Raw genomic sequence first — 20,512 nt, 5'->3', positions numbered from 1 at the left:
GGCGCTTACCGGCGCAGCAGCGGATCGACGGCGGCCGACAGGGCTTCCAGCGAGTAACCGGCGACAGGCTTGCCGTTGACGAACAGGGTCGGTGTGCCCTCGACCCCGGCCGCCTCGGCGCCGGCGATCTGGGCCTGAAGCGCGGCGCGGGTGGCGGGGTCGTTCAGGCAGGTTTCGACCTGTTCGCGCGTCTTGCCGGTGGCGGCGAGGCCGGCGTCGAACCAGGGCTTGGCGCCGGTGGTGCGCAGATTGGCCTGGTCACGCATGAAGACCTCGGCCACGTCGAAATAGCGGCCCGGCGCGGCGCAGATGGCCACGGCGGCGGCGGCGGCGGCGACATTGGCGGGCGGGGTCGGCAGGTTGCGATGCACCAGCCGGACCTTGCCCGTGTCGATGTAGCGGGCCTTGAAGGCCGGCAGGACGTCGTTGTGGAAGACGGCGCAGTGCGCGCAGGTGAAGCTGGCGTATTCGATCACCGTGACCGGCGCGTCGGCCTGACCCAGAACATGGTCCTGGGCCGTGACCGGCGGCGGGGGCTCGGCGGCCGAGGCCGGACCCGCCAGGGCGGCGGTCAGAGCAAAGGCGAGGACGGCGCGCCGGACCATGGCTTACTTCGCCAGCTCGGCGTCGATGGCGGCCGACAGGTCGGCCAGGCTGGCGCCTTCGCCGCCGGGGGTGATGACCTGGGTGTCGTTCACGTAGAAGGCCGGAGTGCCCGTCACGCCTTGGGCTTGGGCGGCCTGGACGCGCTTCTCCATGGCGGCGACGGCCGCCTTGTCGGTGACGCAGTCGTTGAACTGCTGCTCGGACAGGCCGGCGGCCTGGGCCGTGCGCAGCAGCCAGTCGCGCGGCGAGGAGGTCAGCATCTCCTGCTGGGTCGCCATCAGCTGGTGGACGACGTCGAAATACTTGTCCGGCCCGGCGCAGCGCGCGACCAGGAAGCCGGCGGTGGCGGCGTCGACCGGCGGGGTCGGCAGTTCGCGGAAGACGTAGCGCACCTTGTTGGTGTCGACGTACTTGGCCTTGAACGCTGGCCAGGTGTTCTTCTGCCACAGGGCGCAGTGGGGGCAGGTGACCGAGGCGTATTCGACCACGGTGACCTTGGCGCCTTCCGGCGCGCCCAGGCCCATGTCGCCCTCGACGGCGCCCTTGGAGCCGCCGCCGCAGGCGGCCAGGGCCATGGTCGCCATGGCGGCGCCGGTGATGGCCGCACGGCGGCTCATGCGGGCGAAGCGGGATTCGGTCGGGGCCATGGGACTTCCTCAGTCGGATCGTTGGCGATCGGCGGCGTGATTCCGGGTGAACCGCGCAACCTTGATCATTCGAGAACAGGTGCGGCGAAGATTTGTCAATCGCGGTCGTTCGAACGCGATATCGCCGCTCGGCCCAGTTTGGCCAGGGCCGCCTTCAGTTCCTCGGGTGCGGCGGCCAGGGAGGCCGCCAATTCCGCCTCGGCCGAGGCGGGCAGGGGCGGTGGAACAGCGGCGCGTTTGGGGCGGGCGGCCGGCTCGGTCAGGGGCTTGATCGGTCCCTGGGCGATGCGAAGCCGATCGACCGAACCGGCGCCCAGAAACAGGTTCACCCGCGCCAGGATGTCCTCGGACTGATGCTGGACCAGCAGGGCGGCGGCGCCGGCGACGCGCAGCTCCAGCACGCCGGGCTGGCCGCCCTTGCCCTTGGTCAGCTTCTGGGGCCGGGTGACGCGGGCCAGGCGGTCTCCGACGATCTCGCGCCAGCGCGGCTCAAGGGCGCCGGCGCCGCGGCCGAATTGTTCGTCCAGCTTCTTGATCAGGGGCGTCAGGGCCTGGCCCGCGCGCGGCGCCGGGCGCGGCGCCGGGCGGGTGCGGCGGCGCGACAGGATCTCGCGGACCTCGGCGTCTGTGGGCAGCGGGCGGCGCATGGGCTTATATAGACCGATCCCATGACTGACGTCTCTCCCGACATCGCCCTGATCCGCGCCCGTCTGCTGGACTGGTACGACCGCCATGCACGCAGCCTGGCCTGGCGCGCTCCGCCGGGGACGCGGCAGAGGCCCGACCCCTATCGCGTCTGGTTGTCGGAGGTCATGCTGCAACAGACCACCACCCCGCACGCCACCCCCTATTTCCAGACCTTCACCAGCCGCTGGCCGACGGTGTCGGACCTGGCGGCGGCCCAGGACGCCGAGGTCATGGCCGCCTGGGCGGGACTGGGCTATTACGCCCGCGCTCGCAATCTGCTGGCCTGCGCCAGGGCGGTGGCGGGCGAACATGGCGGGGTGTTTCCCGATACGGAGGCGGGGCTTTCAGCCTTGCCCGGCGTGGGCGCCTATACGGCCGCAGCGGTGGCGGCCATCGCCTTTGGCCGCCCCGCTAATGTGGTCGACGGCAATGTCGAACGGGTCATGGCGCGGCTGTTCGCCGTCGAGACGCCGGTCCCCCAGGCGCGGCCCGAACTCCGGCGGCTGGCGGGCCTCTTCGTCAATGATCAAAGGCCCGGCGACTGGGCCCAGGGCCTGATGGACCTGGGCGCGACCGTGTGCCGGCCCAAGTCGCCGCTGTGTGGGACCTGCCCGATCGCAGATCACTGCTCGGGTCTGATGACAGGCGAGCCTGAACGCTATCCGTTCAAGACCAAGAAGGCGGACCGGCCGCAGCGGAAGGGCGTCGCCTGGGTTCTGTTCGACGACCAAGGTCGAGTGGCGGTGGAGACAAGGCCGGAGAGAGGGCTGCTGGGCGGAATGCTGGGCCTGCCGACCAGTGACTGGACGACGGGCGAACCATTGACGCCGCCGCCGATCGACGCCGACTGGCGAGACGTCGGATCGGTCGAGCATGTTTTCACCCATTTCAGCCTGACCTTGACGGTGATGACGGCGCGAGGCGAGGCGAGGGCGGGTTGGCGATGGATGCCTTTCGAAGCGGCGCGCGCGGCCCTGCCCACCGTATTCGCCAAGGCGCTGGATCGGGCGACCGTTGAATCTGACCTATTTTTGTAGTAACAAAAATCTGTGCGCATCACCTTCGATCCCAGCAAGCGTGATCGCACGTGGATTGAGCGTGGACTGGATTTCGCCCAGGCGTCGGCTGTGTTCGACGGTGATCATCTGACGTTTGACGATGATCGTCGGGACTATGGAGAAAGACGTCTGATCACCATTGGGCGTTTGACCGACCGTATGGTGGTTCTGGTGTGGACGCCGCGTGGCGAGGCGCGCCACATCATTTCGATGAGGAAGGCGAATGACCGTGAACAGCGACGCTACGAAGACCGATTGGGTCGATCCTGACGACGCGCCGGAACTTGACGACGTCTGGTTCGACAAGGCGGATCACTATCGAGGAGAGACGCTGGTCCAACGCGGACGCCCCAAGGGCGCGGATAAGATCTCGACCACCATAAGGTTCGACGCCGACGTGCTGGCCGCCTTCAAACAGGACGGGCCGGGATGGCAGACGCGCATGAACCAGGCGCTGCGTGACTGGCTGAAACGGAAGTCGGACGCCGCCTGATCACCGCAGGGTGCGGATGGCGATCCCGCCCTGTTTGCGACGAGGCACCACCACGGCGCGGCCGTCCACATGCTGGATGTCCAGATCGACCGAGGCGTCTCCGACTTGAAGACCCTGAATCTTCAGCGTCTGCAACCCGGCGGGCAGAACCGGGTCGATCAGATCGACCGTTCCGCTCCAGGCGTCGATCGACAGGCCCAGCGACGCCTGAAGCATTAGAAAGACCGACCCCGCCGCCCAGGCCTGGGGCAGACAGGCGACCGGATAGGCGATCGGCGGTTCGCCCGGCGCGCGCGGGAAGCCGCAGAACAGCTCGGGCAGACGCAGATGGAAATGGGCGGCGGCGGCGTAAATCTCGGCCAAGATTTCGGCCACCGCCTGGCGTTCGCCATAGGCGGCCATGCCGGCGGCGGCCATGGCGGTGTCGTGCGGCCAGACCGAGCCGTTATGATAGCTCATCGGATTGAACCGAGCCTGGCCCAGCTCCAGCGTCCGCACGCCCCAGCCGGTGCGGAACCGTGACGACAACAGGCGTCGGGTCACGCGCCGCGCCCGTTCGGGCGACGGCAGGCCGGTGAAGAGCAGATGGCCGGCGTTGGAGGCGATGGCGCGGCACGGCTCCCCGTCTCCGTCCAGGGCGACGGCGTAGAAGCCCTCGTCCTCCATCCAGTATTTGTCCTCGACCAGGGCGCGGACCTGTTCGGCGCGGATGCGCCATTCCACCGCTCGGTCGTCGTGCAGCCGCTCGCCCAGATCCGCCAGGGCGCGCCAGGCGGCGAAGGCGTAGCCTTGAACTTCTAAGAGTGCGATCGGCCCCTTGGGAAAGCGGCCGTCGGCGTGGAAGATGGAATCCTCGGAATCCTTCCAGCCCTGATTGGATAGACCGGTATCGGCGCCGCGCTGATAGTCGATCAGGCCGTCCCCGTTGGAATCCCCATAGTCGCGCATCCAGTCGGCGGCGGCGATCAGATTGGGCCATAGTTTGCGGATCAGCTCCAGATCGCCGGTGCGCCCGGCATAGGCGCCGGCCAGGGCGATGAACAAACAGGTGGTGTCGACCCCGCCGTAATAGAGGCCGAAGGGCACCTCGCCCAGGGCGCTCATCTCGCCGCCGCGCGTCTCGTGCAGGATCTTGCCCGGCTGGCTGTCCTGGAACAGCGACGTCTCCGTCGCCTGGCGCGAGGCCAGATAGGTCAGGACGCCCTTGGCCAGGGACGGGTCCAGCCACAGCATCTGCCAGGCGGCGATGATGCCGTCCCGCCCGAACGGGGTCGAGAACCAGGGCGTGCCGGCATAGGGGTAGGGGCCGGTCGGCAGGTCGGTGGTCAACAGGGCCATGTCCGCCCGCGACTGGTCCAGCCAGTCGTTGAACCGCGGGCTGCGGGGGCCGCGCACCGAGGCGCCGCGCCGCCGCTTGGCCCGCATCGCCAGACGGGCCTGGATGGCGTTCAGCCGCCAGCGGCGGGCGTCCGGCGCCTCGCAGGAATCGACGCCGCATTCGATGAACAGCTCCATCGACCGGCCCTTGGGCAGGCTGAACATGAACTCGGCGCGGTTATGGGTCAGGCGGGCGGGCGGTTCGGAAAAGGCCAGGCAGCTGGCGCGGTCCACCCCGTCCAGGCCGGTGTAGCGGAAGGTGACGCGGCGCCCGTCGGTGGTGGGGGCGTGGATCGTGCCGCGCTTGACCCGCGGCGTCCCCCGGACCTGGAAGATGTCGGCGAAGTCGGCGCCGAAGTCGAAGGCGAGGGGCAGAAGTATGTCCTCGACCCCGTGGTTGACCATCTGGATGCGTTCGAACATGCGCCGGTCCCACAGGAAGCGCCGCCGTTCGATATGCATCACCCCGGCCGGGGCCGAGCGTCCGCCCATCGGCGGCAGGGGACGATTGGTCGTGTGGCAGGAAAAGAAGACGTTGTCCTGGCTGACGCCGGAAGACAGCCGCGACGGCTTCAACAGGCCCACGGTCATCGTCCAGCGCGATAGAACCCGCGTGTCCCCGGCGAACAGGCCGTCGGCCCCGCCCTTCATGTCGCCCCAGCCGTCGGCGACCAGGAAGGCGTCCCCCGCCTTCAGCGCCATCAACTGTTCCAGGCCCGAAGCCTCGACGGACTCACCGGCGGTCAGCTGGGTGGAATAGGCGTCGTCCATGCGGTATCTGTCCCCGTCGCTGTTGCAGCCTGCGCGAAACGTCTCATTGGAATGCGGCGCTCAAGGGCCGCTCCGATGATGAAATGAAGCCGGCGGCGGAGGGTTTCACCCTCCGCCGCTGAACCTCGACAATAAGACGGGGATCAGGCTATGGCCGCGAAGCTGCGATCTTCCAAGGGGCGCAGGGGCGTCACCACGTCCGCCAGCGGGGCCTCGGCGAACGGACGGCGCGCCAGAAGGTCGCCGTAGACGTCCAGATAACGGCGCGCCATGGCGGCGGCCGAGAAGCGCAGTTCGAACCGGGCGCGGATGGCCTCGCGGTCCAGGAGGCGGGCACGGTCGGCGGCGGCGACGGCCTGTTCCATGGTGTCCACCAGGAAGCCGGTGGCGCCGTCCTCGATGATTTCCGGCGTCGATCCGCAGCGGAAGGCCACCACCGGCGTGCCGCAGGCCATGGCCTCGATCATCACCAGGCCGAAGGGTTCGGGCCAGTCGATCGGGAACAACAGGGCCTCGGCGCCGCCCAGGAAGGCTGATTTCTGATGGTCGCCGATCTCGCCGATGAACTCGATCAGGGGATTGGCCTCGACCATGGGACGGATGGTCTCCTCCCAATAGATCTTGTCTGCGGCGTCCACCTTGGCGGCCATCTTCAGCGGGCGGCCCAGTTTGGTGGCGATCTCAATCGCGCGGTCGGGTCGTTTCTCGGGCGAGATGCGGCCCAGGAAGGCCAGATAGCCCTCTGACTTCGGCGAGAAGACATATTGGTCGCCGGGCATGCCGTGATGCACGGTCGCCTTCCAATTCGCATGGGGCAGGGGGCGGCGCTGGTCGTCCGAGATGGAAATCAGGCCGAAGTCGCTCCAGCGATCGTAAACGCCGGGCAGATCCTTCAGATCGAGCCGTCCATGCAATGTGGTGATGGTCCGGTCCGCATAGGGCCGGAACAGGGGGAAGTGGATCATGTCGGTGTGGAAGTGGATGACGTCGAACTGATCGACGCGATCCAGGACCTCGCTCAGCATGGTCATATGGGCGGCGAGATCGGACTTCAGCGGGGCGGGGTCCAGGCGGATGGCCTGGTCGCGGACGGGGACCAGCCGCGCCCGCGTCTGTGCGTCTGCGGAGGCGAACAGAGTGACCTCATGGCCCAGATCGACCAGGGCGTCTGTGAGATGGGCGACGACCCTTTCGGTGCCGCCATACAATTTGGGAGGCACAGCCTCATAAAGCGGTGTGACCTGCGCGATCTTCATCGATGTGCTTGCTCCAGCCCGGCGCTGCGGGGCTGTTCACATCAATGTTCACGCGGGTGCGCGGTTCCGTCGCGGAGACGAAATTTCCGTCGCAAATCCGGCGAGTTACAGAGCTTTACCGTAGGGCGGCTACTGCATCCCCGCCCGGACTTCCGCACGCAGGGCGTCGATCGACTTCAGCCCCTGGTCGGTCTTGAAGCGCCAGTAGGTCCAGCCGTTGCAGGCGGGGGCGTTTTCGAGCAGGGCGCCCAGCTTGTGGATCGAGCCGGTCAGCGAGCCCGACACAAGGGAGCCGTCGGCGCGGACCCGGGCCTCGCGCTCGCCCTTGGGGCAGTACAGACGGTCGCCGGGGTTCAGCAGGCCGGCCTCGACCAGGGCGCCGAAGGGCACCTTGGGCTCGGCGCGCTTGGAGCCCATGACGGCCAGGTCTTCGGGACTGGCGGGAATGACCGAGGCGATGCGGGTCTCGGCGACGGCCGCATAGGTCTCGTCCCGCTCGATGCCGATGTAGTGGCGACCGAGGCGTTTGGCGGCGGCGCCGGTGGTGCCGGTGCCGAAGAAGGGGTCCAGGACCACGTCGCCGGGGCGGGTGGCCGACAGCAGCACGCGGTGCAGCAGGGCCTCGGGCTTCTGGGTCGGATGGGCCTTCTTGCCGTCGGCGTCCTTGATCCGCTCCTCGCCGGTGCACAGGGCGAAGGTCCAGTCGGACCGCATCTGGGTGTCTTCGTTGAAGGCCTTCAGGGCGTCGTAGTTGAAGGTGTAGCGCTTCTGGTCGCGCGAGCGGGCGGCCCAGATCAGGGTCTCGTGGGCGTTGGTGAACCGGGTGCCCTTGAAGTTCGGCATTGGGTTGGACTTGCGCCAGATGATGTCGTTCAGCACCCAGAAGCCCAGATCCTGGATCGCCGCGCCCAGGCGGAAGACGTTGTGATAGGAGCCGATCACCCAGATCGAGCCCTCGGGCTTCAGCACCCGGCGGCACTCGGTCAGCCAGGCGCGGGTGAAGGCGTCGTATTCGGCGAAGCTGCCGAACTTGTCCCAGTCGTCGTCAACCGCATCGACCTTGGAATTGTCGGGCCTCAGCAGGTCGCCGCCCAGCTGAAGATTATAGGGCGGGTCGGCGAAGACCATATCGACCGAGGCGTCGGGCAGGCTTTTCAGAATCTCGATGCAGTCGCCACGGTGAATGACGTCGGTCTGGAATTGGGACATGGAACGCGGCCTCGGAACGATGAGACCGGCATGGTGAATCCTTACGGTTAAGGCAGTGTTGATTCCGCCCTGTTCGGCGTCAGCCCGGGACCACCTTTACCCGACCCGCCGCCTCCCGCGCCCGTTCGCGGGCTTCGTCCACATCGGCGCCGCGCGCGGTCGCCACGCCCATGCGGCGGCGTTCATAGGCTTCGGGCTTGCCGAACAGGCGCAGGTCGGCAGTGGGGACGGACAAGGCCTCGGCGACGCCCTCGAAGGCGACGCCTTGGGCATCCATGCCGCCGTAGATGACGGCGCTCGCGGCGGGTTCGCGCTGGGTCGCGTCGACGGGCAGGCCCAGGATGGCGCGGGCGTGGAGGGCGAACTCGCTCATGGTCTGGCTAGCCAGGGTGACCAGGCCGGTGTCGTGGGGGCGGGGCGAGACCTCGGAGAACCAGACCTGGTCGCCCTTGACGAACAGTTCGACCCCGAACACGCCGAAACCGCCGAGGGCGTCGGTGACCTTGCCGGCGATGTCCTGCGAGGCGGCGAGGGCAGCGGGGCTCATGGCCTGGGGCTGCCAGCTCTCGACATAGTCGCCCTTGACCTGACGGTGGCCGATGGGGGCGCAGAAATCCGTGCGGGTCGAGCCGTCGGCGGCGCGCGAGCGGACGGTCAGCAGGGTGATCTCGAAATCGAAGTCGATCCGGCCCTCGACGATCACACGGGCGCCGGCGACGCGGCCGCTGTCCTGCGCATAGGTCCAGGCGTCGGCGATTTCATCGGGGCTTTCGACAAAGGACTGGCCCTTGCCGGACGAGGACATGACCGGCTTGACGAAACAAGGGTAGCCGACGGTTTCGGCGCCGGCGGCCAGTTCCTGGGCGCTGCCCGCGAAGGCGTAGGGGCTGGTGGGCAGGCCCAGCTCTTCGGCGGCGAGACGGCGGATGCCCTCGCGGTTCATGGTCAGTTGGACGGCGCGGGCGGTGGGAATGACGCGAGCCATGCCGGCGGCCTCGATGTCGGCCAGGACCTCGGTGGCGATGGCCTCGATCTCGGGCACGATGATGTGCGGGGCCTCGGCCATGATCAGGCCGTTCAGCACCTGGGGATCGGTCATCGGGATGACGTGGCTGCGGTGCGCGACCTGCATGGCTGGGGCGTTCGGATAACGGTCGACGGCGACCACCTCGACGCCCAGGCGCTGAAGCTCGATGGCGACCTCCTTGCCCAGTTCGCCGGAGCCCAGCAGCATGACGCGGACGGCGGTGTCGGAAAGCGGGGTGCCGAGTTTCATGGGGGGCTCCGGGGTTTGGATCAGGGCGTGGGGACGGCGTAGAGCTTGCGGAAGGCGTCCAAGGCCGCGCCGTGGTAGATGGTGGCGTGGGTCTCGGTCGGGCGGGGGGTGAAGCTCCAGCTCAGGCCGGGCAGGGCGTGGTCGCGCAGATTGGCGGTCAGGACGTCCATCGGGGCCTGCATCTCGGGGCCCTCGTCGCCCAGGGTCAGGATCAGGGTGCGCGGGTCGTTCGACTGGTCACGCAGACGGGCGCCGGACTGACGCGCCAGTTCGCCCCCGTCCCACCACAGGCTGGGGCTGACGGCGACATAGGCGTCGAACATCTGGGGTTCCTTGAGGAAGGTCTCGACCACGAACAGGCCGGCCAGGGATTCGCCCATCAGGGCGGTCTCGCCGCTGGTGCGGAAGCGCGTCTCGACGAAAGGCTGGACCTCTTCGGCCAGGAAGCGGCGGAAGCGGTAGGAATGGCCCTGGGTCGGATAGCGGGCGATCAGTTCGGGGTCTTGCGTCGGCAGGGCCAGTTCGTTGCGGCGGTCGACCGAAGCGATCCCGACCACGATCACGTCGCGGGTCGTGCCGACGACGGTTCCCAGCTGGGCGAGGCCCGAGATGTGGTGGAAGTCCTGATCCTGGCCGCCGTCGAGGACATAGAGGACGGGATAGGTCTTGCCGCTGCCCGCATAGCCGGGCGGCAGCCAGACACTGATCTCGCGCGTCGCGCCCATGACGGCGGAGGGGAGGGCGTAGGACCGGCCAATGACGATGGGGGTTTCGGCGGGGGCGGGCGTCTGGGCGTGGGCGACGGGGGCCGACAGGGCGAGGGTCAGAAGAAGGGCGAGGGCGCCCGATTTCATCGTCTGCTCCTGCTGATCCTTCTCCGCTTGCGGGAGAAGGCGGCCCGAAGGGCCGGATGAGGGGTTGGATGATGCGAAACGGCTCGGCCGGCGTGACCCCTCGCCCGACCGCGCCAGGACGACGGCTGCGCCGCCGTGCGCGGTCTCCCTCTCCCGCAGGGGGAGAGGGAGATGAAGAGAGATTACAGCCGCGCCTTCACCGCCGCGACGACGGCGTCGGCGGTGACGCCGAACTTGTCGTAGAGCACTTCCGCCGGGGCCGAGGCGCCGAAGCCGGTCATGCCGATGAAGGCGCCGTCTTCGCCGATGAACCGCTCCCAGCCTTGCTTGATCGCGGCCTCGACGGCGACACGCACCGTGCCGCGGCCGATGACCGAGGCCCGGTAGGCGGCGTCCTGCTGCTCGAACAGTTCGAAGCAGGGGACGGAGACGACGCGGGTCGGCACGCCTTCGGCCTCAAGCGTCTCCGCCGCCTTCAGGGCCAGGGCCAGTTCCGTGCCCGTGCCGAACAGGGTGGCCCTGGCCTCGCCCGAGGCCGCCTTGATCTCATAGGCGCCCCTGGCGGAAAGGTTTTCCGTCGCGGCGACGGTGCGGACTGCGGGGGTCTTCTGGCGCGACAGGGCCATGGCCGAAGGGGTGGTCTTGGACTGCAGGGCGATCTGCCAGCACTCCATGGCCTCGACCGTGTCGGCGGGGCGGAAGACGTTCAGGTTCGGGATGGCGCGAAGCGCCGCCAGATGTTCGACCGGCTGGTGGGTCGGGCCGTCCTCGCCCAGGCCGATCGAGTCGTGCGTCAGGACGTGGATGGCGCGGACCCCCATCAGGGCGCCCAGACGGATGGCCGGGCGGCTGTAGTCGGAGAAGACCATGAAGGTGCCGCCGTATGGGATGATCCCGCCGTGCAGGGCCAGGCCGTTCATGGCCGCCGCCATGCCGAACTCGCGGATGCCCCAGTTGACGTAACGGCCTTCATAGTTCGGCGCGTCGAGGATGGGGGTGCCCTTGACGAAGGTGTTGTTCGAGCCGGTCAGGTCGGCCGAGCCGCCGACAAGTTCGGGGATGGCGGCGAAGACCTGGTCCAGGGCGGCGCCCGAGGACTGGCGCGTGGCCTGGGCGGGCTGGGTTTCGATCAGTTCGGCGATCTTGGCGTTCAGGGCGTCGAAGGCGCCCTCGGGCAGGTCGCCCTTCATGGCGCGGGTGAAATCGGCGGCCTGGGGCGAGGCGGCGAGGCGGGCCTCCCACTTCTTGCGGTCCTTGGCGCCGCGACGGCCGACCTTGGCCCAGGCGTCGGCGATGGTCTGGGGCATTTCGAAGGGTTCGTGATCCCAGGCCAGGCCCAGGCGGGTGGCGGCGATCTCGGCGGCGCCCAGGGCGGCGCCGTGGGTCTTGTGGCTGCCTTCCATGGTGGCGGCGCCCTTGCCGATCTTGGTCTTGCAGGCGATCAGGGTGGGCTTGTCCTGGCGCGTCGCCCACTTCAGGGCGGCCTTGATGGCGTTCATGTCATGGCCGTCGATGGCCTTGACCGCCCAGCCGGCGGCCTTGAAGCGGGCCTTCTGGTCGGTGGCGTCCGACAGGGAGACCTTGCCGTCGATGGTGATCTCATTGTCGTCCCACAGGACGGTGAGCTTGTTCAGACGGTAGCGGCCGGCCAGGGCGATGGCCTCCTGGGACACGCCTTCCATCAGGCAGCCGTCGCCGGCGATGACCCAGGTGCGGTGATCGACCAGGTCCTCGCCGTATTTGGCGGCGAGGTGACGCTCGGCCATGGCGAAACCGACCGAGGTGGCCAGGCCCTGGCCGAGGGGGCCGGTGGTGACCTCGACGCCCGGCATATGGCCGTACTCGGGGTGGCCGGCGGTCTTGGAGCCCCACTGACGGAAGTTCGACAGCTCTTCCTTGGTCGCGGCCTTGTAGCCGGTCAGGTGCAGAAGCGCGTAGATCAGCATCGAGCCGTGGCCGGCCGACAGGATGAAACGGTCGCGGTCGGCCCAGTCGGGGCGGCTCGCGTCGAACTTCAGAAACTTCGAAAACAGCACCGTGGCGACATCGGCCATGCCCATCGGCATGCCGGGGTGGCCCGACTTGGCCTTTTCGACTCCGTCCATGGCGAGGACGCGGATGGCGTTGGCCATCTGCTGGGGCGTGGCCTTGGGGGCGGATTTGACGTCGTTCACGAGGCGAGACCTTTCGGCGGGAACGGAAATTCAGAGGCGCGCCGCTTTACCCCGGCGCGTCCTCGGGTTCTATACGCAATTTGAAGGAGCGACCGATGGCAGACGCCACCACGGCCGCACGGGCCCGTATCGACCGGGCCCTGGCCGAACTGGAACGCAAGATCCTGGCGCTGAAGGCCCGACCGGCTTCGGCGCCGCCGATCGCCGACGACGATCTGTTCGCGCCCCGCAGCGATGCGAACGGGGCGGCGGACGCCGCACGCCTGGCCGAACTCGAGGCTGCGGGGCGCGAGGCGTCTGAAGCCTTGGGGCGGGCGGCCGAGGCCGTGCGAGAGGTGCTGGTCCAGGGCGAACGTCAGGCTCGCGATGAAATCGAAGGCGAGGCCGACTGATGGCGACGGTGACGGTGGAGGTGAACGGTCGCCCCTATGCGGTGGGCTGCGCCGACGGACAGGAGGAGCGGGTCCGCATCCTGGCCAAACAGTTCGACAACCAGGTGCGCCAGGTGGCCCAGGACGTCGGCCATGTGGGGGATCTGCGGCTTTTCCTGATGTCGGCTCTGATCCTGGCGGATGAGCTGCATGAGGCCCGACTGAACGGCGGCGGAGCGCCGGCCCCGACGGGCGACCCGGCGCCCACCCGTGACGGCGTCGCTGAGGCGCTGAATGCGGTTGCAGCCCGGATCGAGAAGATCGCCCAATCCATCTGAAGGCGGCTGATCGGATTACACCGCTTGAGAAGGCGGGGCGCAGGCCCTATCTTGTGCGACGGCGGGTCCTGCTGCGGCTCACGTCGGAGGCAACATTTCCTCGCGACCTTAATTCACTCGAAGGGATCTGTCCCTGTCCGGGCTCGAGGGCCTGGGCATATGGAGCCCACCTGGCTACCCAGGTCGAGAGGATTTAAACCGCTCTTCACGGTTCACGCGGCGCCGCCAACCCTTCCCCTTCTTCGCCCTGCGCGTGAGACGCGCGCCAGCTGAGCGCACCCATGTTCGACAAGCATGAACTCCGGTCCGCCGCCCGCGCGCGGCGCAAGGCCCTGGCCGGCGCCGACCCGACCGCCGCCCAACGCGCCGCCGACCACATCGACGCGCTGCCGCGGGGGTCGGTCGTCGCCCTCTATCGCGCCATGGGGTCCGAGCTGGACACCGGAGCCCTGGCTGTGGCGCTGGAGGCGGCGGGGCGGCGGCTGTGCCTTCCGGTGGTGCTGGAGCGGGACGCGCCCATGGTCTTTCGCGCCTGGTCGCCGGGCGAGCCGCTGGAGCTGGACGCCGCCGGCTGTCCCGCGCCCCTGCCGCTGGCCGAGTTGGTGGAGCCGGACCTGATCATTACGCCGCTACTGGCCTTCGATGCGTCCGGCGGCCGGCTGGGGCAGGGCGGCGGCTTCTACGACCGCACCTTCGCGGCCCGGCCCGAGGTGATCCGGGTGGGTTTCGCCTATGCGGGGCAGGCGGTGGAGGCGCTGCGCCTGGAGGCGCACGACATGCGGCTGCACGGGGTGCTGACCGAGGCGGGGTATCGGGCGTTCTGAGGGATATGTCATTGACATATACCTCGCCTCGGCCCATCCTTTCGAAATGAACGCCCCGTGGAAAGCGCCGCTGAAGGCTTCGATCTTCATGTCCAATCGCTCGCAGGCGGTGCGGTTGCCCAAGGCCGTGGCCTTTCCGGATGACGTGAAGGAGTTGCGCGTCATACAGGAGGGGCGCAGCCTGTTGCTGGTGCCTGCGGACGCGGTCTGGACCGATTTTCTGGCCGAGCCCGGCATAGATATCTGCGAGCCTGAAGATCCGATCGACGATTCCGTCGTGGAATTCTGATGCTGCGCTACAGCCTGGACACCAATGTCTGTGTCCGAATTCTGAGAAACAGGCCGTTTTTGAACGGGCCCCTGGCGGATCGGCTGAACGATGCGGCCGACTCCATTGCGGCTTCGACCATTGTGGCGATGGAGCTTCTGTATGGCGCGGCCGTATCGGATCGGCCCGGGCAGCGGCGAGAACAGGCCAAAAGACTGCTGGCGCGGATGACCGTGCTTGATTTCGATGCGGCGGCGGCCGAACACGCGGCCGACATCAAGGCCAATTTGAAAAGGCGCGGCGAATTGATCGGTTCAAACGACATTCTGATTGCGGGGCACGCCCGTAGTCGGGGTCTGATCCTGGTGACGGGTAATCTGCGCGAGTTCGAACGCGTCGAAGGCTTGCGGGTCGAAGACTGGCCTGCGGGTCCGAACGCGCCGGGCGTCAAATGAGACTGGCGTTTTTCGGCGACGTTATCGGCAAGTCCGGCCGTGACGGGATCAGCGATCATCTTCCGGGCCTGAAGCGCGACCTGAAGCTGGACTTCGTGGTGGTGAACGCCGAGAACGCCGCGGGCGGCTTCGGCATTACCGAGAATACGGCGCGTGAGCTGTTCATGGCGGGGGCGGACTGCCTGACCCTGGGCAATCACTCGTGGGACCAGCGCGAGGCCCTGACCTATATCGTGCGCGAGCCGCGCCTGATCCGGCCGGCCAACTATCCGCGGCTGATGGATGCGCCGGGCGCCGGGGCCAATCTGTTCGAGACCGACACGGGCCGCACCGTCCTGGTGATGAACGTGCTGGGCCGGGTGCATATGGACCCGATGGACGATCCGTTCGGGGCGGTGGAGCGCGAGCTGGCGGCCGCGCCCCTGGGCGCCGTGGCCGATGCGGTGATCGTCGACATGCACTGCGAGGCGACCAGCGAGAAGATGGCCATGGGCCATTTCTGCGACGGGCGAGCGTCGCTGGTGGTCGGCACCCATACCCACGTCCCGACCGCCGACTGCCAGATCCTGCCCGGCGGTACGGCCTATCAGACCGACGCCGGCGGCTGCTGCGACTATGACAGCGTGATAGGCAACGAGAAGGAAGAGCCGCTGCGCCGTTTCACCACCCGGATTTCGGGCGGGCGCTATACGCCGGCGTCCGGGCCGGCCACCGTGTGCGGCGTCTTCGTGGAGACGGACGACCGGACGGGGCTGGCGACGCGGGTCGAGCCGATCCGGGTCGGCGGGCGGCTGAGCCAGGCGGTGCCGGTTCTCTGATCCGCACGGGAGAAGTCGCCGCGCTCTCCTGGCCGAGGCGGATCCTATCTCAGTGGCTGATGTCGCCCATGCCCGTGAGGTGAAGGACGCCCTTTCCGGGCAGTTCGACGCGCAGTTCAAGGGTGCCGCCGGCCGCCTCGACGAACCGGCGCAGAGTGGACAGGTAGAGATCGGCCTGGCGTTCCATCTTGAGCACCGAAGGCTGCTTTACTCCAAGCGCCTGGGCGATCTGCTCCTGGCTGCGTTCGGCGAGCTCGCGCAACGCCTTCAGGCCTTCCACTTCGCCCACGAGTTCGGCGGCGCGGGCGTCGATGCGCGTCCGCCGGGCCTCCGGCAGCGCAGCCATGATCTCTTCGCGCGTGCGACCCATCTTATGTCTCCTTCAACGCCCTCAAGTGGCTGGTGAACCGGCTGTCCGCCTTGGCGATAAGGCCTTTGTAGAATCGCTTCTGGGCCGCGCCTGCCTTGTCGCCGGCGACCAGCAGGATGGCCTGCCGCTCCGGATCAAATGCGAACGCAACCCGCCAGACCCCGTCGGCCGCCTTGAACCGAAGTTCCTTCATGTTGGCGTGCCTTGACCCTGCCAGGGTGTCGGCATGGGGGCGGCCCAGCCGGGGCCCATAGACTTCCAACAGCGCCGTCATCGCCAATAGCTCGTCCTGGACTTCGACTGGGAGGGCGTCGAACTCTGGGTCGAACTCATCATGGTTGCTGACGGCCCATGGCATGTCGCTATATAGCTGAGAGGCTATATCCTGTCCATAGGCTCCAGCCTATGTGAGGTCATCACGCCGGCGTCAGCGTGTTCGATCCCGCCTCGATCGCGAAGGTCTGGCGGGTCGTCAGCACGCCCGAGCGGTCCGACACCTTGTCCAAAACCTTGAATTGAGTGGTCCAGACGGTCGGCGTGGCTTCACAGACCACATAGCCGCGCTGGGAGTTGCGGAACTTCAGCTGGGGATTGACGGCCATAAACCGGTCGTAGTCGGCGCCGCGGTCCGATCCGTCGCCGCGCGAGCTGATCGAGGTGCCGACGAATTCGACGGCGATAGGGGCACCCTCGGGCTGGCTGCCGTCAAGCCACAGACCGCCCGCATAGTTCTGATGCTCGTCGCCGGTCAGGACCACGACATTGTCGATGCGGCGGTCGCGGATGTGGCTCAGCAGCCGGTTGCGCGGCACACGATAGCCGGCCCAGCTGTCGGTGTTGACCCCCTGGCCGCCGGAGGTGTTGCGGTTCAGGTCCATCATCATGACCTGTTGAGCCAGGGCCTTCCATCGGGCCTTGGACCGGTCGAGGTTGGTCAGCAGCCAAGCTTCCTGAGCGTCGCCCAGAACCTGAGCCGTCGTCGCTTCTATGCCGGGGCAGGCGGCGTTGAAGCGGCCACTGCAGGGCTGGTCCGTGCGATACTGGCGTGTGTCCAGGAAGGCGACGTCCAGCAGATCGCCGTACTGGCCCCGGCGATAGGCCTGCATGCCCGCGCCGCGCGGGAAGGCCGACTTCCGCATCGGCATGAATTCGTAGAAAGCCTGCATGGCGGCGGCGCGACGCAGCAGGAAGACTTCGGGCGGCGTATCGTCCTGATCAATGTCGCCGACCCAGTTGTTGTCCACCTCGTGGTCGTCATAGGTGCAGAACCAGGCGGCCGAGGCGCGCGAGGCCTGAAGGTCGGCGTCCATGGTGTACTGGGAATAGCGGCGGCGATAGTCGTCCAGGCTGTAGACCTCGCCGCCCAGGTGGACGCGGGTGTTGTCCTGCGGACCGGCGCCCGACTGGTAGATGGGATTGCCGCGGCCCTCATAGATGTAGTCGCCGTAGCAGAAGATGAAATCCAGCTCCTCGTCCGCCATCTTGCGGTGAGCGGTGTAATAGCCCTGCTCATAGTCTTGGCAGCCGGCGACGCCGAAGCGGACGGCCGAGACGGAGGCGCCGGCCAGGGGGGCGGTCTTGGCGCGGCCGACGCCGCTGCGCTCGGTCCCGCACTGGAAGCGGTAGAAATAGGGACGGGCGGGCTCCAGCCCCTCGACCTCGACATGGACGGAATGGCCCAGCTCGGGCCGGGCGATCGCCTCGCCGGAACGGACGACGGTGTTGAAGCCACGGTCGGCGGCGACCTCCCACTTCACGGCGACGGGCGCCTTGGGCATGCCGGAACCGTAGGCGAGCGGGTCGGGGGCCAGGCGCGTCCAGATGACGAAGCCGTCCGGGAGCGGGTCGCCCGCCGTCACGCCCAGCCGGAAGGGGTTCACATCGAACACGGCCTCGGCCAGGGCGGGGCCGGTCGGCGACAGGGCCAGGCCGCCGCCGAAAGCCGCAAGCATGGAACGGCGGGAAAGAGCGAGGCGGGTCATCGGCGCATCCTGAGTTTTCGTCGCCCTTATCCCTACAATGTGACAGGTCTTCCGACTGCGGGGGGCGTCAGGCCGCGTCTCGGCGTTTCCGGCTTTCGACCAACTGGCGGCGCACCTGGGCCAGTTCAGCGGCGCGCCTTTCGGGCGTGTGGGTCTTGAGCACATAGTGCTGGGCCGCGCGGGCCAGGGCCAGGCGGCGGTTCGGCTCCCGGATCAAGGCGTCCAACGCCGCGACCAGATGCCGGGGGGTCACGGCCTCCAGATAGTGGGCGTGGTCGCCGCTGGCTTCGCGAAGGCCGCCGCGCCCCGATGATATAAGGGCGGCGCCCGCCGCATGGGCTTCCACCGCCGTCAAACCGAAGGGCTCGTCCCAGGTCGAGGGCGTCACGGCGATGGCGGCGGATTTCATCTGTTCGCGCACCTGGTCCAGCGGGGCGGACCGCAGGACGGCGACCCGGGGGCCAAACCGCTGAAGCGGCGTGAGGTGCGGGGCGGCCCAGTCCGCGTGCGCGGCCCAGTCGTTCAACATCAGGACCGCGCGCCAGCTCGGGTGGCTGTCCAGCACGGCCGGCAAGGCGGCGCACAGGACGTCCAATCCCTTTTCCGGCATGGCCCGTCCGGCGAAGGCGATGATCGGCTGGCGATCTTCGGGCGGCGCCAGCCAGGCGCCGGCGTCGATGGGATTGGGCACGGCGTGGGCGCGATCGGCCAGCTGCGGATAGGTCCGGGCGAAGGCCGTCTTCTCCGCCTGGCTGACGAAGATGAAGCCGTCCATCCGGCTGTAGCGCAAGGCGTAGCGCCACCGATCAAACCACCGGCGCGCGGGCTTCAATGCATTGTGTCGATAAAGGACATGCACCGCCTGGGGGAAACGCGCCGACACGGCCAGGGCCTGTTTCACCTGCTGATGGTGTTCGATCAGTTCCGGCTGAAGCGCGCGCAGGGCGTCGAACAGACTCTGTTGGGTGTTGCGTCGTGGAAGGGCGATCACGCGGGAGGCGTTGTGGTCCTGGGCGCCCTCCTGGCAGAGAATTCGGGTGTCTGGATCATGATCGCAGCGGGCGAGCGTCCGCACGACCGTCTCCATGGAGTTGGGGCGCGCTTCGGAGAAGAGCGAACCCGGCGGCAGCAGAATGGCGGTTCGCAGCGCGGTCGTCCTGAAGCTGATGGCAAGCTGAACAATGGCGCCCGGTCGGCGACACCTGTGTTTAACGCGCCGGGCGGCGAATTCCGTCGCGTGAATTCTTCAGCCTCGGCGCATCCGCAGCCGAAGTCGCATCGGTTCGCGACTGCGCAGGGTGATCTGGTGCACGGGGCGGGGTTCGATCGTCGTGATCGGCTCGATCTCGGCGGCGCGCAGGATGGAGGCCAGGGCGATCACCGCCTCCTGAATGGCGAAGGCGGCGCCGATGCAGACGCGGGGACCGGCGCTGAAGGGGATGTAGGCATAGCGGTCGATGGACTTGCGGTTCTGGGGCAGGAAGCGTTCGGGCTTGAAGGCGTCCGGGTCTTCCCACAGCAGGCTGTGGCGTTGCAGGATCCACGGGGAGATGATGACGGTGGCGCCGGCCTTGATCGGCTGGCCGCCGATCTCGTCGTCGGCCAGGGCCTTGCGGGCCATGGTCGGGGCGGGCGGGAACAGGCGCATGGTCTCGTCCAGCACGGCGCGGGTCCAGGGCAGGGCCTCGGCCCATTGCGGATCGGAGACGTCGAAGGCGTCGGCCTCGGCCTGGAGCCGGGCCATGTACTCAGGCTGGCGCGACAGCAGGTGCAGGGTCCAGCCCAGGGCGCGGGCCGTGGTCTCATGCCCCGCCAGAATGAAGGTCAGGATGTTGGCGGCGACTTCTTCGTCAGACAGGCCGGGTCCGCCGTTCTCGTCGCGGGCCAGCAGCAGGGCGCTGAGCAGGTCTTGGGGCGGCATGTCCCCAGCCTCGATGCGGGCGCGGCGGGCCTCGACCAAGCGGGTGACGCGCTGTTCGAAGAAGCGGGCCGAACCGAAACTGGCCAGACGACCCAGACGGGGCGCCCAGTCCGGCGCGCCCAGCACGTCCAGCGGATCGATGCGGGCGCCGTTGGCCAGGAACTGATTCAGGGCGCGTTCGAAGCCGCGGGCCTCGCCGCCCAGGTCGTCGGAGAACATGGTGGCCGACAGGATGTCGAAGGTCAGACCCGACATTTCGGAATCGATGTCCAGCACCCGGCCGCGCGCAGACAGGGACCAGCCGGCGACGCGCGCCTGACATACCTCGGCCATGCGGGCGTTCAGGGTGGTCATTTTTGCGGGGGTGAACAGGGGGGCCAGGATGCGGCGGGCGCGGCGCCATTTGTCGCCCTCGGTCAGCAGCAGGCCCTCGGCCAGCATGGGGCCCAGGACGCGGCGTTGCAGGTCGCCCTTCACATAGTTGGCCGCGTTCTCGGTCAGGACGTGGCGGACGCCCTCGGGGTGGCTGACCACCAGGATCTCGCCGAAGGCGCTGTTTCCGTACAGCTGCGGCTCGGTGAAATGCCGCTCGGACCACATGCGGATCGGATCGCGCCAGCTGATCCACAGGAAGGGCAACAGGGACAGCGGGCCGCCCGTGCGACGGGGCGGAATGGCGGGGCGGAAGACGGCGTCGGCAGCCAGGGTCATGTCCATGCCTCCAGTAAGGCCCTAGACTTGGGGTCCGGTCGAGGCT

At 68.2% G+C, this 20,512-nt stretch carries 23 protein-coding genes and 1 other RNA gene; 10 read left to right on the top strand and 14 right to left on the bottom strand.

Annotation, left to right across the window (positions count from 1 at the left end; translation table 11 throughout):
* Nucleotides 1-5: 5 nt before the first annotated feature.
* From BSP_RS14510 to BSP_RS14500, 3 genes are all read right to left on the bottom strand, one after another.
* Nucleotides 6-605: a thioredoxin domain-containing protein gene (locus tag BSP_RS14510; RefSeq protein ID WP_054766433.1), complete on the bottom strand. Its 600-nt coding sequence runs from the start codon at nt 603-605 to the stop codon at nt 6-8.
* A gap of 3 nt (nt 606-608) precedes the next feature.
* The gene (locus BSP_RS14505) at nt 609-1,253 is read right to left on the bottom strand and encodes a DsbA family protein (protein ID WP_054766432.1); all 645 of its coding nucleotides are present in this window, start codon (nt 1,251-1,253) and stop codon (nt 609-611) included.
* A gap of 95 nt (nt 1,254-1,348) precedes the next feature.
* Nucleotides 1,349-1,900, bottom strand: coding sequence for a DUF721 domain-containing protein (locus BSP_RS14500; protein WP_054766431.1), 552 nt, complete (start codon nt 1,898-1,900; stop codon nt 1,349-1,351).
* Nucleotides 1,901-1,921: 21 nt separating this feature from the next.
* Here BSP_RS14500 and mutY point away from each other — a divergent pair, with 21 nt between their 5' ends.
* The 3 genes from mutY to BSP_RS14485 are packed head-to-tail and all read left to right on the top strand — an operon-like array spanning nt 1,922 to nt 3,491.
* Nucleotides 1,922-2,977, top strand: a complete 1,056-nt coding sequence (mutY, locus tag BSP_RS14495) for an A/G-specific adenine glycosylase (RefSeq protein ID WP_152950795.1) — start codon at nt 1,922-1,924, stop codon at nt 2,975-2,977.
* Nucleotides 2,978-2,989: 12 nt separating this feature from the next.
* Nucleotides 2,990-3,268, top strand: coding sequence for a BrnT family toxin (locus BSP_RS14490; protein ID WP_152950794.1), 279 nt, complete (start codon nt 2,990-2,992; stop codon nt 3,266-3,268).
* On the top strand, nt 3,222-3,491 hold the full coding sequence (locus BSP_RS14485) for a BrnA antitoxin family protein (protein WP_152950793.1): 270 nt from the start codon (nt 3,222-3,224) through the stop codon (nt 3,489-3,491). The genes BSP_RS14490 and BSP_RS14485 overlap by 47 nt, the downstream gene beginning before the upstream one ends.
* On the opposite strand, the gene BSP_RS14480 is transcribed toward BSP_RS14485, so the two are convergent.
* The 6 genes from BSP_RS14480 to tkt all read right to left on the bottom strand — a co-directional run bounded on the left by BSP_RS14480 (nt 3,492) and on the right by tkt (nt 12,408).
* Complete coding sequence (locus BSP_RS14480) at nt 3,492-5,639, bottom strand: amylo-alpha-1,6-glucosidase (protein ID WP_152950792.1); 2,148 nt, start codon at nt 5,637-5,639, stop codon at nt 3,492-3,494.
* A 143-nt stretch (nt 5,640-5,782) separates the two neighbouring features.
* The gene (locus tag BSP_RS14475; RefSeq protein WP_152950791.1) at nt 5,783-6,895 is read right to left on the bottom strand and encodes a glycosyltransferase family 4 protein; all 1,113 of its coding nucleotides are present in this window, start codon (nt 6,893-6,895) and stop codon (nt 5,783-5,785) included.
* Between the two features lie 129 nt (nt 6,896-7,024).
* Nucleotides 7,025-8,104 (bottom strand): site-specific DNA-methyltransferase, encoded by a 1,080-nt coding sequence (locus BSP_RS14470; RefSeq protein ID WP_152950790.1) that lies wholly within the window; start codon nt 8,102-8,104, stop codon nt 7,025-7,027.
* A gap of 79 nt (nt 8,105-8,183) precedes the next feature.
* On the bottom strand, nt 8,184-9,380 hold the full coding sequence (purT, locus tag BSP_RS14465) for a formate-dependent phosphoribosylglycinamide formyltransferase (RefSeq protein WP_152950789.1): 1,197 nt from the start codon (nt 9,378-9,380) through the stop codon (nt 8,184-8,186).
* 20 nt (nt 9,381-9,400) lie between these two features.
* Complete coding sequence (locus BSP_RS14460) at nt 9,401-10,234, bottom strand: alpha/beta hydrolase (protein WP_152950788.1); 834 nt, start codon at nt 10,232-10,234, stop codon at nt 9,401-9,403.
* 182 nt (nt 10,235-10,416) lie between these two features.
* A complete protein-coding gene (gene tkt, locus BSP_RS14455; protein ID WP_152950787.1) occupies nt 10,417-12,408 on the bottom strand; it encodes a transketolase in 1,992 nt (663 codons plus the stop codon).
* A gap of 95 nt (nt 12,409-12,503) precedes the next feature.
* On the opposite strand from tkt, the gene BSP_RS14450 reads away from it, so the two are divergent.
* From BSP_RS14450 to BSP_RS14420, 7 genes are all read left to right on the top strand, one after another.
* Entirely contained in the window at nt 12,504-12,800 is a 297-nt protein-coding gene (locus tag BSP_RS14450) for a hypothetical protein (RefSeq protein WP_054766424.1), read from the top strand.
* Nucleotides 12,800-13,117: a cell division protein ZapA gene (locus BSP_RS14445; protein WP_054766423.1), complete on the top strand. Its 318-nt coding sequence runs from the start codon at nt 12,800-12,802 to the stop codon at nt 13,115-13,117. The genes BSP_RS14450 and BSP_RS14445 overlap by 1 nt, the downstream gene beginning before the upstream one ends.
* A gap of 65 nt (nt 13,118-13,182) precedes the next feature.
* A non-coding RNA gene (gene ssrS, locus BSP_RS14440) (6S RNA) lies at nt 13,183-13,344 on the top strand.
* A 54-nt stretch (nt 13,345-13,398) separates the two neighbouring features.
* Complete coding sequence (locus BSP_RS14435; protein ID WP_054766422.1) at nt 13,399-13,941, top strand: 5-formyltetrahydrofolate cyclo-ligase; 543 nt, start codon at nt 13,399-13,401, stop codon at nt 13,939-13,941.
* A gap of 46 nt (nt 13,942-13,987) precedes the next feature.
* Nucleotides 13,988-14,230 carry a type II toxin-antitoxin system VapB family antitoxin gene (gene vapB / locus BSP_RS14430; protein ID WP_054766421.1) on the top strand — a complete coding sequence of 81 codons (243 nt, stop codon included), beginning with the start codon at nt 13,988-13,990 and terminating at the stop codon, nt 14,228-14,230.
* Nucleotides 14,230-14,664, top strand: coding sequence for a PIN domain-containing protein (locus tag BSP_RS14425; protein WP_054766420.1), 435 nt, complete (start codon nt 14,230-14,232; stop codon nt 14,662-14,664). The genes vapB and BSP_RS14425 overlap by 1 nt, the downstream gene beginning before the upstream one ends.
* Nucleotides 14,661-15,482: a TIGR00282 family metallophosphoesterase gene (locus tag BSP_RS14420; protein WP_054766419.1), complete on the top strand. Its 822-nt coding sequence runs from the start codon at nt 14,661-14,663 to the stop codon at nt 15,480-15,482. Before BSP_RS14425 ends, BSP_RS14420 begins: the two co-directional genes overlap by 4 nt.
* 49 nt (nt 15,483-15,531) lie before the next feature.
* Here the strand turns inward: BSP_RS14420 and BSP_RS14415 are convergent, their stop codons facing one another.
* From BSP_RS14415 to BSP_RS14395, 5 genes are all read right to left on the bottom strand, one after another.
* Complete coding sequence (locus tag BSP_RS14415) at nt 15,532-15,852, bottom strand: XRE family transcriptional regulator (protein ID WP_054766418.1); 321 nt, start codon at nt 15,850-15,852, stop codon at nt 15,532-15,534.
* Between the two features lies 1 nt (nt 15,853).
* Entirely contained in the window at nt 15,854-16,210 is a 357-nt protein-coding gene (locus BSP_RS14410) for a type II toxin-antitoxin system RelE/ParE family toxin (RefSeq protein ID WP_054766417.1), read from the bottom strand.
* A gap of 58 nt (nt 16,211-16,268) precedes the next feature.
* Nucleotides 16,269-17,834, bottom strand: coding sequence for an alkaline phosphatase (locus BSP_RS14405; RefSeq protein WP_152950786.1), 1,566 nt, complete (start codon nt 17,832-17,834; stop codon nt 16,269-16,271).
* Nucleotides 17,835-17,901: 67 nt separating this feature from the next.
* On the bottom strand, nt 17,902-18,909 hold the full coding sequence (locus BSP_RS14400; RefSeq protein WP_227975977.1) for a glycosyltransferase family 4 protein: 1,008 nt from the start codon (nt 18,907-18,909) through the stop codon (nt 17,902-17,904).
* Nucleotides 18,910-19,080: 171 nt separating this feature from the next.
* Complete coding sequence (locus BSP_RS14395) at nt 19,081-20,466, bottom strand: cytochrome P450 (RefSeq protein ID WP_227975976.1); 1,386 nt, start codon at nt 20,464-20,466, stop codon at nt 19,081-19,083.
* Between the last annotated feature and the right edge of the window lie 46 nt (nt 20,467-20,512).

It is taken from the genome of Brevundimonas sp. Bb-A (genome assembly GCF_009394735.1).
Classification (GTDB): domain Bacteria; phylum Pseudomonadota; class Alphaproteobacteria; order Caulobacterales; family Caulobacteraceae; genus Brevundimonas; species Brevundimonas aurantiaca.
This window is presented reverse-complemented; position numbering and strand designations above follow the sequence as displayed.

What these genes read in the sequence shown, in the direction of transcription:
- BSP_RS14460 (WP_152950788.1), bottom strand. Translation starts at nt 10,234, where the DNA reads ATGAAATCGGGCGCCCTCGCCCTTCTTCTGACCCTCGCCCTGTCGGCC.
- BSP_RS14505 (WP_054766432.1), bottom strand. Translation starts at nt 1,253, where the DNA reads ATGGCCCCGACCGAATCCCGCTTCGCCCGCATGAGCCGCCGTGCGGCC.
- BSP_RS14485 (WP_152950793.1), top strand. Translation starts at nt 3,222, where the DNA reads ATGACCGTGAACAGCGACGCTACGAAGACCGATTGGGTCGATCCTGAC.
- BSP_RS14405 (WP_152950786.1), bottom strand. Translation starts at nt 17,834, where the DNA reads ATGACCCGCCTCGCTCTTTCCCGCCGTTCCATGCTTGCGGCTTTCGGC.
- BSP_RS14410 (WP_054766417.1), bottom strand. Translation starts at nt 16,210, where the DNA reads ATGCCATGGGCCGTCAGCAACCATGATGAGTTCGACCCAGAGTTCGAC.
- vapB (WP_054766421.1), top strand. Translation starts at nt 13,988, where the DNA reads ATGAACGCCCCGTGGAAAGCGCCGCTGAAGGCTTCGATCTTCATGTCC.
- BSP_RS14435 (WP_054766422.1), top strand. Translation starts at nt 13,399, where the DNA reads ATGTTCGACAAGCATGAACTCCGGTCCGCCGCCCGCGCGCGGCGCAAG.
- BSP_RS14420 (WP_054766419.1), top strand. Translation starts at nt 14,661, where the DNA reads ATGAGACTGGCGTTTTTCGGCGACGTTATCGGCAAGTCCGGCCGTGAC.
- BSP_RS14510 (WP_054766433.1), bottom strand. Translation starts at nt 605, where the DNA reads ATGGTCCGGCGCGCCGTCCTCGCCTTTGCTCTGACCGCCGCCCTGGCG.
- BSP_RS14475 (WP_152950791.1), bottom strand. Translation starts at nt 6,895, where the DNA reads ATGAAGATCGCGCAGGTCACACCGCTTTATGAGGCTGTGCCTCCCAAA.
- BSP_RS14480 (WP_152950792.1), bottom strand. Translation starts at nt 5,639, where the DNA reads ATGGACGACGCCTATTCCACCCAGCTGACCGCCGGTGAGTCCGTCGAG.
- mutY (WP_152950795.1), top strand. Translation starts at nt 1,922, where the DNA reads ATGACTGACGTCTCTCCCGACATCGCCCTGATCCGCGCCCGTCTGCTG.
- BSP_RS14395 (WP_227975976.1), bottom strand. Translation starts at nt 20,466, where the DNA reads ATGACCCTGGCTGCCGACGCCGTCTTCCGCCCCGCCATTCCGCCCCGT.
- purT (WP_152950789.1), bottom strand. Translation starts at nt 9,380, where the DNA reads ATGAAACTCGGCACCCCGCTTTCCGACACCGCCGTCCGCGTCATGCTG.
- BSP_RS14500 (WP_054766431.1), bottom strand. Translation starts at nt 1,900, where the DNA reads ATGCGCCGCCCGCTGCCCACAGACGCCGAGGTCCGCGAGATCCTGTCG.
- BSP_RS14450 (WP_054766424.1), top strand. Translation starts at nt 12,504, where the DNA reads ATGGCAGACGCCACCACGGCCGCACGGGCCCGTATCGACCGGGCCCTG.
- BSP_RS14470 (WP_152950790.1), bottom strand. Translation starts at nt 8,104, where the DNA reads ATGTCCCAATTCCAGACCGACGTCATTCACCGTGGCGACTGCATCGAG.
- BSP_RS14445 (WP_054766423.1), top strand. Translation starts at nt 12,800, where the DNA reads ATGGCGACGGTGACGGTGGAGGTGAACGGTCGCCCCTATGCGGTGGGC.
- BSP_RS14415 (WP_054766418.1), bottom strand. Translation starts at nt 15,852, where the DNA reads ATGGGTCGCACGCGCGAAGAGATCATGGCTGCGCTGCCGGAGGCCCGG.
- BSP_RS14425 (WP_054766420.1), top strand. Translation starts at nt 14,230, where the DNA reads ATGCTGCGCTACAGCCTGGACACCAATGTCTGTGTCCGAATTCTGAGA.